Annotated in this window: 14 protein-coding genes and 1 tRNA gene; 11 read left to right on the top strand and 4 right to left on the bottom strand. The window is 66.1% G+C overall.

All coding sequences use genetic code 11. The features are described 5' to 3' along the window. Positions 1–73 precede the first annotated feature (73 nt). Positions 74–1,213, bottom strand: coding sequence for a DUF1559 domain-containing protein (locus Mal64_RS17025; RefSeq protein ID WP_146402537.1), 1,140 nt, complete (start codon positions 1,211–1,213; stop codon positions 74–76). A gap of 746 nt (positions 1,214–1,959) precedes the next feature. On the opposite strand from Mal64_RS17025, the gene Mal64_RS17030 reads away from it, so the two are divergent. The 11 genes from Mal64_RS17030 to Mal64_RS17080 all read left to right on the top strand — a co-directional run bounded on the left by Mal64_RS17030 (position 1,960) and on the right by Mal64_RS17080 (position 14,158). Then, on the top strand, positions 1,960–5,130 hold the full coding sequence (locus Mal64_RS17030) for an autotransporter-associated beta strand repeat-containing protein (protein WP_146402539.1): 3,171 nt from the start codon (positions 1,960–1,962) through the stop codon (positions 5,128–5,130). Between the two features lie 265 nt (positions 5,131–5,395). Further along, complete coding sequence (locus Mal64_RS17035) at positions 5,396–7,300, top strand: redoxin domain-containing protein (RefSeq protein WP_146402541.1); 1,905 nt, start codon at positions 5,396–5,398, stop codon at positions 7,298–7,300. 277 nt (positions 7,301–7,577) lie between these two features. Beyond that, positions 7,578–7,886: a hypothetical protein gene (locus Mal64_RS17040; RefSeq protein ID WP_146402543.1), complete on the top strand. Its 309-nt coding sequence runs from the start codon at positions 7,578–7,580 to the stop codon at positions 7,884–7,886. A gap of 408 nt (positions 7,887–8,294) precedes the next feature. After that, on the top strand, positions 8,295–9,125 hold the full coding sequence (locus Mal64_RS17045; protein ID WP_146402545.1) for a BON domain-containing protein: 831 nt from the start codon (positions 8,295–8,297) through the stop codon (positions 9,123–9,125). Between the two features lie 293 nt (positions 9,126–9,418). Continuing rightward, on the top strand, positions 9,419–10,012 hold the full coding sequence (locus Mal64_RS17050) for a hypothetical protein (protein ID WP_146402547.1): 594 nt from the start codon (positions 9,419–9,421) through the stop codon (positions 10,010–10,012). A gap of 129 nt (positions 10,013–10,141) precedes the next feature. After that, positions 10,142–10,828, top strand: a complete 687-nt coding sequence (locus tag Mal64_RS17055) for a MotA/TolQ/ExbB proton channel family protein (RefSeq protein ID WP_146402549.1) — start codon at positions 10,142–10,144, stop codon at positions 10,826–10,828. A gap of 97 nt (positions 10,829–10,925) precedes the next feature. Next, positions 10,926–11,360, top strand: coding sequence for an ExbD/TolR family protein (locus Mal64_RS17060; RefSeq protein WP_146402551.1), 435 nt, complete (start codon positions 10,926–10,928; stop codon positions 11,358–11,360). Between the two features lie 6 nt (positions 11,361–11,366). Further along, complete coding sequence (locus tag Mal64_RS17065) at positions 11,367–13,199, top strand: hypothetical protein (protein ID WP_146402553.1); 1,833 nt, start codon at positions 11,367–11,369, stop codon at positions 13,197–13,199. Between the two features lie 198 nt (positions 13,200–13,397). Next, on the top strand, positions 13,398–13,553 hold the full coding sequence (locus tag Mal64_RS17070) for a Sec-independent protein translocase subunit TatA/TatB (protein ID WP_146402555.1): 156 nt from the start codon (positions 13,398–13,400) through the stop codon (positions 13,551–13,553). Between the two features lie 53 nt (positions 13,554–13,606). Continuing rightward, a complete protein-coding gene (locus tag Mal64_RS17075) occupies positions 13,607–13,960 on the top strand; it encodes a Sec-independent protein translocase subunit TatA/TatB (RefSeq protein WP_146402557.1) in 354 nt (117 codons plus the stop codon). 124 nt (positions 13,961–14,084) lie between these two features. Beyond that, positions 14,085–14,158 (top strand) — tRNA-Val (locus Mal64_RS17080). Here Mal64_RS17080 and Mal64_RS20480 read toward each other — a convergent pair. The 3 genes from Mal64_RS20480 to Mal64_RS17090 form a co-directional block, all read right to left on the bottom strand. Beyond that, complete coding sequence (locus tag Mal64_RS20480) at positions 14,118–14,747, bottom strand: tyrosine-type recombinase/integrase (RefSeq protein WP_391570440.1); 630 nt, start codon at positions 14,745–14,747, stop codon at positions 14,118–14,120. The genes Mal64_RS17080 and Mal64_RS20480 overlap by 41 nt on opposite strands. Beyond that, positions 14,687–15,388 (bottom strand): hypothetical protein, encoded by a 702-nt coding sequence (locus tag Mal64_RS20240; protein ID WP_231993827.1) that lies wholly within the window; start codon positions 15,386–15,388, stop codon positions 14,687–14,689. Before Mal64_RS20240 ends, Mal64_RS20480 begins: the two co-directional genes overlap by 61 nt. 130 nt (positions 15,389–15,518) lie before the next feature. Next, on the bottom strand, positions 15,519–15,800 hold the full coding sequence (locus tag Mal64_RS17090; RefSeq protein ID WP_146402559.1) for a hypothetical protein: 282 nt from the start codon (positions 15,798–15,800) through the stop codon (positions 15,519–15,521). Between the last annotated feature and the right edge of the window lie 77 nt (positions 15,801–15,877).

The following is a 15,877-nucleotide window of genomic DNA, read 5'->3' on the forward strand; positions in this document are numbered from 1 at the left end:
TGGCAGCAAAGCCCCTCAGCGGAAAGCCCCGCAAAGGGATTTGCCCCACGCCGGGACCACGGCTTCAAGCGTCCTACTCCAAGACGAGCTCGCCATCATTGCGGCGGCCCAGGCGTTCCCAAACGATCTCTTCCACGCCAAAGGTGTAGGAGTGCACCGACCCGTCGCACAGCACCGCCTGAACGCCACCGGGGTGGGCGCTGCCGAAGCTCCGGAAGTGGGTGTCGCCCAAATCTTCATTGCTGTCGGGTTGCGGCGTGTAGAAGGTGCGATTGGAGTCAGTCGACCCGACCGGGAAATTCGAGACAAACCGCACGGTGTCCCAGTCGTAGCCGACGTACATCGAATTGTTGTCGCCCGAGTTGCGATTGGTCTCGTCCGGGTCGGTCGGGTTGAAGTTGTAGAACTTGGTCAGCAGCATCTTCTCGGCGGCGAGCAGCGTGTGGCTCGTGCCGTCGGTCACCCGCGTAAGCTTCACGCCGGTGCGTTCCGTCGCGATCCCGTCGAAGTCTTCACGGATCGCTTCGAGTTCTCGGGTGAATTTGCCCTCGGCCGCGCACTCATCGTGATTCATGCCATTCGTCAGGCACTGGACAGCGGAAGTGTTGCCGCCGATCGGGGGGATGATGACCGTCCCGCCGCCGTTGATCGCGTAGTCCGACTTGCCGGCGAAGGCCGGGGCCTCCACGCTGCCGATGTCGCTGGGAACGCCGTTCGTCTGGGGGTTGATGTTCGCCACGTACTGATTGACGGCGATCGGCGCCGAGGTGCGGCGGCTGGGGCAGATGAACGCGGCGATCGGCGTCGTGTAGACGCTCTCCAAGGCGATCGCCTTATCCGCAAAGCTAAGGCCTTTGCCAATCGAGGCGAGATTGCCCTCCTCGATGAACGGCAGGAGGGAGTAAATCCAGCTGCCCGGTTGATCCTCGCCGGCGCCCCGATCGGGGTCGCCCATGATGCGGAAGCCCCAACCCCCGGCGGGCATGATGCCGTGGGTGTCGACATGCATCTGGCACGCGATGCCGATCTGCTTGAGGTTGTTGGTGCATTGCGAACGCCGCGCCGACTCGCGGGCGGACTGAACGGCCGGCAACAAGAGCGCCACCAGAATGCCGATGATCGCGATCACGACCAGCAGCTCGACGAGCGTGAAGCCGCTCCGTTCGCCACGGAAGATTCGAGGCGTGGCGTGGGAGGGGAGGGTATGAGGCATGAGGGGAGCTCCTAAATGTTCCTTGCTTCGCGCTTCGACGTGGGCGACCCGTGAGAGGGTCGCAAGAAACGCGGTCGCCAATAGGTCGTTGTCCGTGATTGGTCCCAGCGAAAAGGCATCCAAGAAATGCTGGGAGGAGGCAGCACGCCGAGAGGCGTGGTTTCGGATTCGCTTGACTCTATAATGTAACGGCAGCCGATCTCTCAAGGTTCGCGGGCCGTCGCCTATTTTAAGACAAGTCTTAGCAACTAAGACCGTCGTTGCTTTCGAGATCTTCTACGCACTTATTGCCTGTGGGTTGCCTTGGCGTACTCCGCCGCAATATAATCAAAAGATGATGCTCTCGCGAATTTGCCCTGTTTGGGTTAGTTCATGCTTGTCGTAGCCACTTTCGATTGACGTCCTAAAATGGGGGCTCATCGATTGGACGAAGGAATCTATGGCGCCTTAACATAGTCAGTTGATTCGATAGGCCTTACTAGGCGTTCTCGACGCTGTGTTCGGTGGTGAGAAGGACTTTCGGCCCATGTTTGTTGCTTTTCCCCAGTATTCGTGGTTTCTCCGGCTGCTTTGATCTCCTAGGCGGTCTCCCCGTAGGCTCGATCGAGCGCGGTTTACCAAGTCGTCGTCGCTGGCGTGCGCTTGTCCGCTTTGAGACAGGGCTCGCTTCGAGTTGGACGCGAACTCCTCCCAACCATTTGTGCAGATACTCTCTGACAGAGGGACCCTCAAGAGGCTTAGCTATCATGATGCGCATCTTCTACCGTTCGGTTCTCGCGGCGAGCTTTCTTGCGTTGACCTCGACTCACGCACTGGCGGTCGACACGTTTGTGTGGCAGAGCGGGCAAACCGGCGCCCAATCCTGGACGACGCCTTCCAACTGGTCGCCCAGCGGCGTGCCCAACAGCGGCGAGGACGTCGCCAACATCTCGGTTGGCGCCTCCACGACCATCGACCTCGGAGCGATGGATCAAACCGTCGTTGAGCTGATGCTCAACACGACCAACCCGGCCGCGAACGTCGAGGTTTCTAGCAGCGGGGGCATACTCGTGCTGCAGAACGACGACGACAACAACATCGACGGCAGCGAGAACAATCCCTACCTCGGGTACAACCTCGGACGCGTGCGCATCCACAGCACCGGAGGAGCGACGAATCCGCACACGATCTCGGCGATGATCCGCGACTCGAACACGAGCCTGACCAATTACGAAGGCGTCGCGTTCCACGGCGACACGAGCATCGTGCTCTCGGGCGGTTACGAAGCGGTCAGCGAGATCGAGGGGGCTCAAGCGGCGATCAGCAGCTTCCTGACCGACGGCGCCGAGGTGACGATCAGCGGTCCGATCAGCCTGACCGACCCGGTTAACGGCATGGATCGCGACCTGCGGGTCAACACCTACGGCGACAACGACCCCGGTGTGCCGCCAAAAGGCACGATCCGCCTGACGGGCGACATCAGCGGCAGCGGCGGCCTGCTCGTCGGTTGGGATCAGCACATCGATTCGGACGTGATCAATCCCTCTCCCGCGCCGACGCTCCCGTCGAGCGACGTGTACATCAGCGGCAACAACACGTTCACGGGCGGTTTCACCCTCGCTCGCGCCAACGTCTACCTCGGCAGCGACACCGCTCTGGGCACGGGAACCGTTCGCGGCAGCGGTCAGAAGCAGCAAGAGGGCTTCAACTTCCTCTCGACGGACGACGCGCGAGTGATCTCCAACAACTTGGTGATCACAGAGAACGTGGCTTTCCGAGGTGATCACTCGCTCGAGTGGAGTGGGCTCGTCACGCAGACGAACGTCCGTTCGATCAACAACGAAATCGCAGAGGGCAAGCAGCTCACCTTCTCCGGACCGCACTACGCCTTCACCGAGAACGACGGTGAATTCCAACGCGGCATGCATTACGAAGGCTCGGGACGGACCGTGCTGACGGCCGGATTCCACGACCGCTACGACACCGCCGACGTGGAGTCCGACGGCGATCCGATCGGCCCCGTGCCGCCCGGCGAATCGGGGCCTGGCAACCTGATCAAATCGGGGTCGGGAACGATGGTCGTTGGCGGCGCCAGCACCTACACGGGCGACACGCACATCCGGGGCGGCAACCTCCACTTCGTCGACAACGCGGCCCTGGGGCTCGACCCGGCCCCGGGCGGAACCAACTCGGTTGTCTCGTGGGGCGGCGCCATCGGCGTCGACTCGGGAGTGATTGGCAACGCGGACTTCCTCAATCTCTTCAGCACCGACGTGAACTCTTCGGATCCCTACTTGGCCGACGACGGCGGCTTAATGCTAGGCGTTGGTGAGTACAACCAAAACATCAGCTTCGCCCCGGGCGGCAATCTGGACAAAGCCGGGCTGATGAGTCTCGCCGCCCACGAGGATGGCAATGTCTTCACCGGCGCCATCACGCCGCGTGACAACCTCTACCGTCTCGGCGGCGGCGTCGGCACGCTCACCTTGCCCAACGCGAACCAACTGACCGGCGCCAATTCGCTGCTCGCCATCAACGGCGGCGAGGTGGCTTTGACCAACACCAACGACTACTCCGGCGGCACCGAGATCCAGCACACCACGGTCACGGTGGAAGACTTGGCGAATGGCGGGGCCGCAAGCGGCATCGGCTCGTCATCGAGTGACGAGGCCAACCTGTTCATCCAGTCCGGCACGCTCAAGTACGCCGGCTCCGGCGACTCGACCGACCGGCTGTTCACCATCGGGACCCGCGGCGCGACCATCGAGTCGTCGGGCAGCGGGGCGGTCGAGTTCACTTCGAGCGCTGCCCTGGGGGTCGACATCGCCGAAGAGCGGACCGCCGACGTGAACAGCGGGGCGTTCCCCACCAGCTTCAATGACGAGGTCGTCAACCTCACCAATGTCGACGACCTGGTGCCGGGGATGCTCTTCTTCACCGACGGAACGGACGTGTTTGGGCAGCCACTCATCCCCGCCGAGGGCGTGACGATCCGGTCGGTCTCCCGCAGGTCGGGGCCCATCGACAACGACCACGACGACCCGGCCTACAAGAACCAAATCCGGCTGAACCATGTTCTAAGTCCGGTCGCTTTCGCCGACGGCGCCACGGTTCGCTTCGGCCCGGCGCCGGAGCGCAAGCTTACGCTGGCGGGCGACAACAGCGGCGACAACACGCTCACGCCGCTCGTGGACGACGCATCGGACGGCGGCTTGGTCGGGATCAGGAAAACGGGCTCGGGCCGTTGGGTCCTCGAGGGCGACAACACCTACACCGGCTCGACCGAAGTGCAGGGCGGCGTGCTGGTCGTCAACGGCGATCAGACCGGCGGCGGCATGACGACCGTCGCCGATGGCGGTCGCATCGCGGGCGATGGCTCGCTGGGCGGCGGCCTGACCCTCGAAGAGGGGGGCGGCTTCTTGGTCGAGCTGCTCGGCGCCACGGCCGATGTGCTCGACGTGGCGGGCGACCTCGACCTCAGCGCGATTGGCGATTCGCTCGACGTCTCTCTGCTCGGCGCCGTGAGTGGTTCGAGCTGGGTCATCGCCAGCTACGACGGCGTGCTGTCGGGCGTCTTCGACGCGGTCACCCCCGGCTACACGGTCGACTACGGCACGGGCTCGAACAGCGTGATCACGCTGACGTCGACCGGCGCCCCGGTGCTGCTGGGCGATTACAACGGCAACGGGATCGTCGACGCCGCCGACTTCACGGTCTGGCGTGACAACCTGGGTGGCGACAACAACGCCCTGATGGGCAAGGGCGATGAGACCGGCCTCAGCGCCGGCGTCGTCGACATGGCCGACTACGACCTGTGGGTCTCGCAGTTCGGGCAGATGCTGCCGTCGCTAGCGACCTCGGTTCCCGAGCCATCGGCGCTGTTGCTCATCGGCTTCTCGATCGCGGCGGCGTCTTGGGCGTCGCGCCGCCGCGATTGAGGCTCTTTGGGCCGTGGGACGCGACTGCGGTCGCTCGGGGGAGATGCGAGCGAGGCGCCGCGAGCGCCCCGCTCGCCCACCCTTCCCACGCTGCCACCGGGGGCCCACGCCGGCCGGCTCACTGCGCTCGCTCAAGGAGCCGGCGAATCGCTCTGGCCACGGGGCGGGGCAGTCGTGATAATCGCGCACTGCAACCAACGGCCCGGTGCGCGCCGACACGCGCCCCGCGCCTCCCCGTTCACGGACGACACAGGGACCCCAGGCCATGCCGCTCAGCCGGTCGGGCGCCAACCGCGCCCCGCTCTTCTTCACGCTCCTTGCCCTCGTGCTGGCGCCGACCGCGACGGCCCACGCCGCCAAGTCGTACTCGGCCGCCCAGGCGCTCACTCTCGAGCCGGTGCAGCGCGGCGTGGAGTACGACAAGCCCTCGGCCGCCGAGGCCGAGAAGTGCGAGATCGCCCTGGAGAGCAACAAGGTCACCTGGCAGGTGCGCGACGCGTTGGGCAAAACACTCCGGCGATTCTCCGACGCGAACGGCAACGGCCGGGTGAACGTGTGGAGCTACTTCCGGGACGGCCTGGAGGTGTACCGCGACATCGACACCGACGGCGACGGCCAGGCGGACGAGTTCCGCTGGCTGCACACGGGCGGCGCCCGTTGGGCTGTCGACACCGACAAGGACGGCGAGATCGACCGCTGGCGGGTGATATCGCCGCACGAAGTGGCCGAATTGATGGCCGACGCGGTGCAGCGCAAGGACGAGAAGGCATTCGCCGCCTTGCTGCTGAGCGGCGACGAGATCAAGCGGCTCGGCGCCGGCGAGGCGCTGACCAAGCAACTCAACGAGCAGGCCCGGCGGGCGCCGAGCGACTTCCGCAAGCTCATCGGATCGAAGCAAGCGCTTCCCGCCGGGGCCCGGTTTGTCGACTTCGGCGCCGCCCGGCCGGGCGTGATCCCCGAGGGGATCGACGGCGCGAAGAAGGACCTCTACGTCTACGAGAACGCCTCGGCGCTGGTCGACAACGGCGGCGCGCCGGAGCAACTGCTGCTCGGCTCGCTGTTCAAGATCGGCGACGCGTGGCGTGTGGCCGAGGCCCCTCGGGCCGGGGGCGACGGGCCGGAGCTGGCCAACGTGTTCTCCGTGCCGAGCTTCTCGCGCGGCGAGGCCGGCGGCCCGGCGCCGACCGAAGACATGCAGCGGCTGATGGACTCGCTCGAGCGGCTCGACCGCGAGATGGCATCGGCCCCACCGGCGAAGCAGAAAGAACTGATCGGCGAGCGGGCCGACGTGATCGGACGCCTCGCCCAGGCCAGCCCGGCGGGCGAGCAACGCGACCAGTGGCGCGACCAGTTGGCCGACATGCTCAGCGCAGCGGTGCAGGCCGACGGCTACAGCGAGGGGATCGAGCGGCTCAAGCGGCTCGAAAACGAGGCGGTCAAAGGCCGCGCCGGCGCGGCGACTCTCGCCCACATCCGCTACCGGCTGCTGTGGGCCGAGTACGGCCTGCAACTCCGCGATCCGAAGGCGGACTACGTCAAAGTGCAAGAGTCCTGGACCAAGGACTTGGCGGCTTTCATCGATCGCCACCCCCAGGGCCCCGACGCCGAGGACGCGATGATGCAACTCGGCATGGCCCATGAGTTCGCCGGTGAGAACGACGAGGCGGTCGTTTGGTACAAGCGGCTCGCCGCCGAGTCGCCCCGCTCGACCTCGGGCCGCAAGGCGGCCGGCGCCATGCGGCGGTTGGGATCGATCGGCAAGGCGATCTCTCTGAAGGGCCCGGTGCTGGGCGGCGGACAGGCCGACCTCGCGGCGCCGCCGTACCGCGGACGCTACGTCGTGGTCCACTACTGGGCCACCTGGTGCGAGCCGTGCAAGGCCGACATGGCGCAGCTCAAGGAACTCGCCAGCAAGCATGGCCGCAAGCTGGCGGTGCTCGGCGTGAACCTCGACGACCAGCCGGCCGACGCCGAGGCGTTTGTCGCCACACGCCGCGCGCCGTGGCAACACCTCTACGGCAAGGGCGGACTGACCTCGAGCGAACGGGCGCTCGAGATGGGCGTCATGACGTTGCCTCTCACTTTGTTGGTCGACGACAAAGGCCGGGTCGTGAACCGCAACGCCAACGTGGCGGAGTTGGAACGCGAGCTCGAAGGTTTGCTCCGCTGAGCCCGTGTCGCCTCCTTGCCGTCGAACAGTTCCATAGCACTGCAGGCGGCTCCTGGGCTTGGGCGGGTGCTTCGGTAATGCGCAGGTCTGTCGGGCGGCGTCTGCGGGAAAACACGCTTTTCGCTGACCGATTGGAGCGTCCCCTCCAGCGGCCGGCGTCCGCATAGCCAAGTAGAAGCCTGGCTGAGAATGGAACACCCGCAAGTCCATTCTCGGTCGTTCCCACCCGCATCGGCCGCACGCTGCAAGCAGCCGGCCCCGACTGAATGAGTCCGCCATGACCCTCTCGCCCGAAATCGTGACCACCCTGTTGTGGCTCGCCGTTCACGCGGTGGGTCTTATCTCGGCCGGCCTTTGCCGGCTGCCGATGAGCGTCGGCCGCACGACTCTCGCTCAGCTGACAATGGCGACCTCGATGCTGCTGGTCGGATTGTTTGCCTGGGCGACTCCGACCGAGCATTCGGCCGCCTGGGTCGCATCGGCCGGCACGATTGGCCTGATGGTCACGGCCGTGGTGTGGCACTCGCCGACCGACGAGGTCGACCCGGTCTTGGACCGTCTGCTGGCGTCGGGCCAAGCGGTCTGAGGCACTGAAGCGGGCGCCGGCCCGTTGCTATCGCGGAGCGTTGCCGACAGCAGTCCGCGGCGGGACTGCGAGTCGCGGAAACCACGCGGCGGGCAACGCCCATGGGGCGTTAAACTCACCCTCGCTTGCCTGGTTGTCCACCCGAGCGGTCGCCCCGAGGATTATTGTCCCCCTGCGAGCGACAAAACCGGAAAAAAGCTCCCCCCGTCGTGTGGCCCGTGCCGAAAGTAGCAACCGGAGCGGTTGTATCGACCGACAGGCTGTCGCCTCCGGCGCACGGCCGCCGCTCCGAAGCGGCGAACAGATTCGCCGTCTATCGAGCCGTTTGACGGCCCCGCTGGCGCCGGCGTTTGCTCTTCAGCACGCCGACCCACTCACGGGGTCACACCGACATGGGGGGAATAGAAGATGCGTCACCAGATCATTGCGTGCGCCATGGCGGCCTTGTTGTGGCCGGCCGTGGCGGGAGCGGCCGAGGCCGGCTCCGCCCAAAAAGAGAAGGCCCAACAGATCGCCAGCGAGCTGCGTGAGAGCGGCAAGCTGTCGAACTACCGGGTCGGAGTGAAGTACGAAGACGGCGTGGCTTGGTTGTACGGCGCCGTGTCGAGCGAGGCCCAAGCCAAGACCGCCCTGTCGCTCGCCGGCGAGGTCAGCGGCGTGAACCACGTGGTCAGCAAGCTGGAGATCACCACTCCGAGCGGCGAAGCCAAGCGGCCGGCCGTTTCGGTCAAGCGCCTGGCGAATAAGCCCGCCGGCGATTCGGACCTGATGCTAGCGGTGATGACCGAATCGGAAGAGGCGGCCGCCGAGGCGCCGCAGCCCTTCACGCCGGCCCAGCCGCAAGCGATCGCCCCGCAGCCGATGAAGCGCACGGCGGCTCGCGGCTCGATGCCGCGGCCGATGGCCCGCGTGGCCCAGCGTCCCCAGCCCGGCCAGCAGGGCCAGGTCAGCCCGGCCGCTTACGGCGGCGGGGCCCAGATCCCGCGGGGCTACAGCACCGGCGGCGCCGCCGGGGTCAGCTACGACCAAGCCAACATGCCCAACCACGCATGGCCGAGCTACGCCGCTTACCCGAACTACGCGGCCGTGACCTACCCGAAGCAGTACTCGCCGGCCGCTTGGCCGTACATCGGCCCGTTCTACCCTTACCCGCAGGTCCCGCTGGGATGGCGGAAGGTGACGCTCGAGTGGGACGACGGCTGGTGGAACCTCGACTTCAGCCACCAGCAGCAGCACTGATCGCCAGCCGGCGTGGCGTGTGAAGCACGAAGCTATCCAAAGCCCCCCGCGGCCCATCGGCCGCGGGGGGCTTTTTCGTGCGCGCGTTGCTGGCGCCCCCGCGGGCGTTATTTCCCAGTTAATCGGAATGACCCGCAAGTTCGCGCCAGATTCACACGATAAGTAATTCAACGGGACACGGAACCGGGTGATCGGACACTCGGCAACCGCTTCCCTTTCGACCCTATCGCCGACGCGTCGCCCCATTGCTTGGCGACCGAGCCACTACGGACAATCAGACAAAGGTTTCTTCGATGGCACGCACGCGCACCTTGCCCCGTCCGCAAGTCGTTACGGCCGCGCTGCTGGTGGGCAGCCTCTCGCTAGGATCCTCCGGATGCTTCTGGGGCCTGGCCAGCCAGGGACCGAGTCTCGGCATCGCCGCGATCCCGATCCCCGTGAGTCCTTACTTCCAGAAGAAGAAGGAAGACGACCACTGGCAGAACGAGCGGTACGAACGCGTACCGATCCTCGGCCCGATCACCTCGGGCGGCCCGCCCATCGCGCTCGACACGCCGAGCGACGACGAAGTGATCCGCGCCCTGGAGAAGGCCGACCCGATCGAGGGCGGCATCCCGCTCTTGTGGGAACGCAACCGCAACAACGTGCGGATCGTCAAATGCAAGATGGCCGACTACGTCGACCCGGTGCGGGTCTACCCGATGATCGGCCCGGCGCAGCAGCACCACGCTCATTACAAGTGCACCATCTACTACGAAGACGTCCGCCGCGTCGGCTGGCCCGTTCCGCACACCCTGCGAGACGAGGACGCCCAAGAGGTGGTCTACATCGACCACAACCACCTCCACATGGTGGGCGACGTCGAGCCCTGCCACGACTGCGAGTGATCGCCCCCCGAGGCGACCGCCGCGATCGGAAAAACTGAACGCATGACCGACCGCGCGCCCTAGGCCGCGGTCGGTTTTTGCGTGAATCCTCTTCCCCGCCGGGGGAGAGAGAACAAGGAGCACCCAAGCATGCCCATTCTCGCCCAAGCCGAAGGCGCCAAGAGCCTGTTCGACACGCTCCTGGCGTGCGGCCCGATGCTCTACCCGATCTTGGCCGCCTCGGTCTTGCTGGGGCTGGTCGTGCTCGAGCGGTTCTTCACGTTGCGTCGCGTGAACGTGGTTCCCAAGCCGTTCGTCAAATGCTTCCTGTCGCAGATCAGCGAGGGCGAGGTCGACCGCGCCGGCGCCCTGGAGCATTGCCTCGAGGACGACAGCTGCGTGTCCCGTGTGTTCGAGGCGGGCGCCCGCCGCTGGGGCAAGTCGGCCGTCGAGGTCGAACAGGCCGTGCTCGACGAGGGCGAACGCTGCGCCAACGAGATGCGGCGTTACCTGCGTGTGATCAACGGCGTCGCCGCCGTCTGCCCGTTGCTCGGGCTGCTCGGCACGGTGTGGGGCATGATCGAGGCGTTCGAGGCGATCGCCGGCGAAGACGCCATGGGCCGCCCCGAGCTGCTGGCCAGCGGCATCGGCAGCGCGCTGCTCTCCACGGCCGCCGGCCTGGTGGTCGCCATCCCGGCGATGATCGCCTACCTGTACTTCGTCGGCCGCGTCGACAGCCTCGTGATGGAGCTCGACCGCCACGGCCAGGAACTCGTGAACCTCGTTTCGGCCGAGGCCTTGTCCGACGCGAAGAGCGCTAAACGCAAAGCGGCGTAAACGAGGCGATCAGCTGTCAGCGATCAGCTGTCAGCTATTTGGCGTGCCTGCGTACAAAAACTGACTGCTGAAAGCTGACCGCTGAAGGCTACTCTCGATGCCTCTAAAAACAACCCAAGACGACGAGCTCCAGGTGAACCTGACGTCGATGATCGACGTCGTGTTCCTGCTGGTGATCTTCTTCATGGCGGCCACGCGGTTCACGGAGATGGAGCGCGACATCGAGCTCGAGTTGCCTCAGGTCACGGCGGCCGGGGCCCCGGCGCCCGCGCCCGCCAAGCCGATCGCCGTGACGGTCCTCCAGGGGGGCCGCTACAAGATCGACGGCGAGGAGCTCACGATCGAAGCGCTCGGCGAGCGCCTTCGCGCCGCGACGAGCGCCTCGGCCGACGCCGAGGTCGTGATCCACGGCGACGCCGGGTGCGAGTTCCAGCACGTGGCCGCCGCGCTGGCCGTTTGCCGCGAGTCGAACGTCGAGCAGCTCGGCGTGACGGTCGAAGTCGCCTCGGCCGGCTCTCCCAACCACCGGTAGGGGGACATGCTCGCCACGCTCAGCAACGCCGTGGGAAACTTCGTCCGGCAAGCCTTGTCGCTTTCGCCGGGTTATGTCGTGTTATGGACTTTGCTCGCCGTGGCGAGTGTCGCGCTCGTCGTGATGATGCGGCGCGGCAGAGCCCGCTCGCGACCGTGGCGGCTCTACGCCATGGCCTCGGTCGTGGCCCACCTGGTGCTGATCGTGCTGACCACCACCGTCCGCTTGCTTTCAGCCCCGGTTGGCGACGAAGGACCGGCGCCGGTGAAGGTGCGGATCGTCACCCGCGTGGCGGAGCAGACGATCGTCGCGCCCGAGCCGCTGGAGGCTCCCGAGACCGAGCCGGTCCCCGATAGCGGAGAGACGCCCGAGGTTGAGGCGCCCGTCGAGACGCAGCTCGTGAGCGAGCCGGCGGAACCGACGGAGCCGACGCCGCAGCCGCCCGAGCCGCCATCACCCCAGCCTGAGCCGGTCGAAACGGCGCAGGCCGAACCTCCGCCGCAGGCCGTGGCCGAAGCCGCGCCTGCGCCGCCCGTGGCGGAAGAGCGACCGATCGAGCCAACGCCGCCCAGCGAAGCGTTGGCCGAAACGACGCCGCTCGAAACCGTCATCGAGGCGCAGTCCAACGAGCCATTGCCACCCGTCGAACCGCCGCGGCAAGCCGCGCCGGCGCCCCCCGTGCCCGCCGCGCCGCGCACGGCGTTCAGCGCCCGCAACGACCGCGAAAAGCTCCGCCGCCTAGAGGATGAGGGAGGCGACCGCTACACCGAAGACGCCGTGGCCCGCGGCCTGGCGTGGCTCGCCTACGCCCAGTCACGCGACGGCCGCTGGGACGCCAGCCGTTGGTCGGCCGGACGCGAGCTGCAGGTGCTTGGCGTCGACCGCAACGGCGCCGGCACGAACTCCGACACCGGCGTCAGCGGACTCGCGTTGCTCGCGTTCTTGGGCGCGGGACACACGCACCTCGAGGGCCCGTTCGCCAACCCGGTCGCGGGCGGCTTGCAATACCTCATCGACAGCCAGCGTCCCGACGGGGACCTGTCGGGCGACTCGGCTCTGTTTGCCAAAACCTACTGCCACTCGATGGCCACGTTCGCCCTCGCCGAAGCGCTCGCCACGACCGGCGACGAGCGGCTGCGTGACTCGGTCGATCGCGCGATCGGCTACCTCGTCCGCGGCCAGAGTCGCACGACCGGCGGCTGGCGCTACCGCCCCGGCGACCGCGGCGACATGAGCCAGATGGGCTGGGCGCTGATGGCGCTACGCAGCGCCGAGCTGGCCCGCACGCCGGTGCCCGCCGCCACCTGGGGCGGCGTCGAAAAGTTCGTCCGCTCGGTCGAGATGGGCAAGCGCGGCGGGCTCGCCTGCTACCAGCCGCGCGGCCCGGTGAGCCGCACGATGACCGCCGAGGCGCTCTACTGCCGGCAGATCCTCGGCTCGTCGCACTCCCGCCCCGGGGCGGCCGTCGAGGCGATCGACCACCTGCTCGGCCAGCTGCCGCACCGCTCCAACGCGAACCTCTACTACTGGTACTACGGCACGCTCGCGTTGCACCACCACCGCCACGCGAGCCGCGACGCCGAGCGGGCCTGGCGGCTCTGGAACGACGCGCTCAAACGCACGTTGCTGTCGCTCCAGATCGACAACTCCAGCGGACATTTCGCCCAGGAAGACGGCAGCTGGAATCCCAGCACGCGGTGGGGGGGGTACGGCGGACGTGTTTACACCACGGCCCTGGCCACGATGTGCCTGGAGGTCTATTACCGTTACGACCCGGACGAAACGGCCCGCGACCCCTGGATCGCCGCCCGCACCGACTCGGGAGCCATGCGCCGCTAGTGCTAGGCCGTGGCTGCGGACGATCGCGCCGGGCCGCATCGCCCCGCGGCCCCCTAGGAGGTACAATAGAAAGGCGGTTTGACGCGACCGGGCGCCGTTCTAGAATAAACGCAAGCGGTTGCGGCGCCGCCCTTTAGCTCACGCGCCCCGCCCTCACCTTCGGACCCCGGCGGCCCCAACGCCTCAGGGACTAGCGAAATGTTCACTCCCGGCATCTGGCAACTCGTGGTTGTCCTCCTGATCGTGCTCGTGCTGTTCGGCAGCCGGCTGCCGATGCTTGCCCGTTCGTTCGGCCAGAGCATCAACGAGTTCAAGAAGGGCGTTAAAGAGATCGACGAGAAGACCGAAGAGTGATCGTCCGCTCGTCTCGCTCGTGATTGGCGGCCCCCTAGGTTGGTTATATTCCCATGCTGATCGAAACACTCACAGATACCCCGCGACTCTGCCTCGCGTTCTTCGCCGGCGCCCCCGGGCCGGTCGAGATGCTCTTCGTCGGAGCCATCGCGGTGCTGCTGTTCGGCAACCGGCTGCCGTCGGTCGCCCGCTCGGTCGGACGCAGCCTGACCGAGTTCAAGAACGGCATGCGCGACATCCAAGACGACATGCACTCGGCGATCAAGGCGGACGAGGTGAAGGCCCCGCCGGCCACAGCGGCCGACACGATCGGCGCCTCCGACGACGGCAGCCACGACCACGACACGCTCGGCGACTCAGACCCCGCCGGCAACTCGGCCGAGCCCGTGCCCGCCAAGGCGGACTGAGCCCCGATTTGCCCGCTCGGCGGGGTATCCTTGAGAGGCTTCTCAGCGGGCCTGTTCAGCCCCGCGACGGGGCGTTAGAATCTGAGACTCGCAGCCCGGCGCCAGCCCGTGGCGAGCGAACGAAGGGCGATTAGCTCAGTTGGTTAGAGCACTGTGTTCACACCGCAGGGGTCAGAGGTTCGAGTCCTCTATCGCCCACTCCTTCACTTGCAAGCAGTTGCATCAGATCGCTAAGCACTGCTTTTCCAGGGGAATCCTGATCAGGCTTCAGCCCGGTGCAACCGCTTGCAGGCAGACTCTGCAGCGCATTTGCAGCGCTTTTCGACGTGGCCGCTTCGAAGTGATCGTCGGTCACTTGCCAGTAGTGGCCCTTCGCGACCTTTACGCTGTGACCGAGCCAGGCCGCGGCGACGTGCCCGGGGAACTCGTCGGCCAGCTCGGTCGCCCTTGTCGCCCTCAGGTTCTGGAACAGCTTCGGCCACGGTGTCAGCCCGGCCCGCGCCACGATCTTGCCGAACCTCGTTCGTAGGTTGGAGGCGTTGTCACGGGTGCGAGTGATAACGTACTCGGCGCCCGTCTGGGCCGCTTCGAACGCTTCGGCGAGCACAGGCTCGAGTTCCGGGAATAGCGGCACGATCCGCGTGCCGAGGCCATCGTGGTGCTCGGTCTTCACGCAGGTCACCACAAGCCGGCTCTTGTCCCACAGCACGTCAGCCCATCGCAGAGCTAGAACCTCGGAGGGGCAGGCAGGCCGCCATAGCGGGCCAGTGCAAAGATCAGCCGCCACTCGAGCGACGGGCAGGCGTCCATGACCTTCGCGGCTTCGGCCCGTGTGATGAAATACTGACGGTCGCGCACCTCGATCGTCGTGGCTGGCAGCTTGGCGAACGGGTTCACCTCGATCAGCTCGTGTTCGATCGCCGCGTTGAACAGCTTCTTCGCGTTGGCGGTCCACTTGCGGACCGTGTTTTCGGCGCGATCGGCCGCGATAGAAACCCGCCACGCCTTCGCCTCGCCACGTGTGATCGACCGCAGCGGCCTGCCCTCGCCGAAGTAGGCCCGCAGGCTTTTGTGCGTCGATTCCGACGCGGCGATCGTGCTGGCCCTGATCTTGGTGTCGGCTTTCCGAGAGGTCGTCCAGGCGTCGATAAATGCCCCCAGCGTGCCTTCAGCACGATTCTCGACGAGACCGACTCGCGACAGCTTGGCGAACATCCGTTCGCCACAGGTGGACAGCCAGCGGCTCGTCTCGGCGTCTGGCGCCGTTCCGGCCAGCTGCGACGAGACCAAGCGTTCAACGCGTATACGGACCGCCTCGGCGTCCCGCTTGGGAAGCTTGCCGAGGATGATGGTTCGTCGTCTTCGGTCTCGGTCTTCGAACTGGATCGAGTACGACCCCGTACTCCGACGTTTCGAAAGGCTTGCCATGAGTTCTCGAGAAATGATGGAGATCGAAATGGGGGCTGTCTAAGCGTTCTTGGCTCTGATCGTTAAATGCCGTTTCAGAAGCACTTTTCTACTTGTGATTCTAAGGAATGATGCTTCGACATCGAAGCTATTATTCCGACCCTAGCCAGCAATCGACCAGCGCGAACTCAGATTCCAGCGGTCTTGAATGGCAAGAGCCGCAGGAGGGGCAGGAGCCGCGGTTTGCGTGGAAGGCGTCGATCACGCCGCGGGCGTAGAAACGCAGTTGGCGGCGCTCCCGCTGAACGTGCTCAGTCGACAATAGTGGCCTGATAGCGCGGTCGAAGTAGGAGATGCGCACATCGAGCACCGCGGCCATCTGAGCCTTTGTGAGCCATGCTTGGGGGCGCTTGGGCTTGTGCGGGGCGGCCATCCCTGGCTCCTACCTGTGTCGGCGCGTTTACTTACTTACTTTTTTACCAAGGCAGGCATAAAAGTCATTCGATTGCG

This window comes from Pseudobythopirellula maris (assembly GCF_007859945.1).
GTDB lineage: Bacteria > Planctomycetota > Planctomycetia > Pirellulales > Lacipirellulaceae > Pseudobythopirellula > Pseudobythopirellula maris.

Excerpts from the sequence above, each read along its gene's own strand:
- Mal64_RS17025 (WP_146402537.1), bottom strand. The coding sequence starts at position 1,213 with ATGCCTCATACCCTCCCCTCCCACGCCACGCCTCGAATCTTCCGTGGC.
- Mal64_RS17030 (WP_146402539.1), top strand. The coding sequence starts at position 1,960 with ATGATGCGCATCTTCTACCGTTCGGTTCTCGCGGCGAGCTTTCTTGCG.
- Mal64_RS17035 (WP_146402541.1), top strand. The coding sequence starts at position 5,396 with ATGCCGCTCAGCCGGTCGGGCGCCAACCGCGCCCCGCTCTTCTTCACG.
- Mal64_RS17040 (WP_146402543.1), top strand. The coding sequence starts at position 7,578 with ATGACCCTCTCGCCCGAAATCGTGACCACCCTGTTGTGGCTCGCCGTT.
- Mal64_RS17045 (WP_146402545.1), top strand. The coding sequence starts at position 8,295 with ATGCGTCACCAGATCATTGCGTGCGCCATGGCGGCCTTGTTGTGGCCG.
- Mal64_RS17050 (WP_146402547.1), top strand. The coding sequence starts at position 9,419 with ATGGCACGCACGCGCACCTTGCCCCGTCCGCAAGTCGTTACGGCCGCG.
- Mal64_RS17055 (WP_146402549.1), top strand. The coding sequence starts at position 10,142 with ATGCCCATTCTCGCCCAAGCCGAAGGCGCCAAGAGCCTGTTCGACACG.
- Mal64_RS17060 (WP_146402551.1), top strand. The coding sequence starts at position 10,926 with ATGCCTCTAAAAACAACCCAAGACGACGAGCTCCAGGTGAACCTGACG.
- Mal64_RS17065 (WP_146402553.1), top strand. The coding sequence starts at position 11,367 with ATGCTCGCCACGCTCAGCAACGCCGTGGGAAACTTCGTCCGGCAAGCC.
- Mal64_RS17070 (WP_146402555.1), top strand. The coding sequence starts at position 13,398 with ATGTTCACTCCCGGCATCTGGCAACTCGTGGTTGTCCTCCTGATCGTG.
- Mal64_RS17075 (WP_146402557.1), top strand. The coding sequence starts at position 13,607 with ATGCTGATCGAAACACTCACAGATACCCCGCGACTCTGCCTCGCGTTC.
- Mal64_RS20240 (WP_231993827.1), bottom strand. The coding sequence starts at position 15,388 with ATGGCAAGCCTTTCGAAACGTCGGAGTACGGGGTCGTACTCGATCCAG.
- Mal64_RS17090 (WP_146402559.1), bottom strand. The coding sequence starts at position 15,800 with ATGGCCGCCCCGCACAAGCCCAAGCGCCCCCAAGCATGGCTCACAAAG.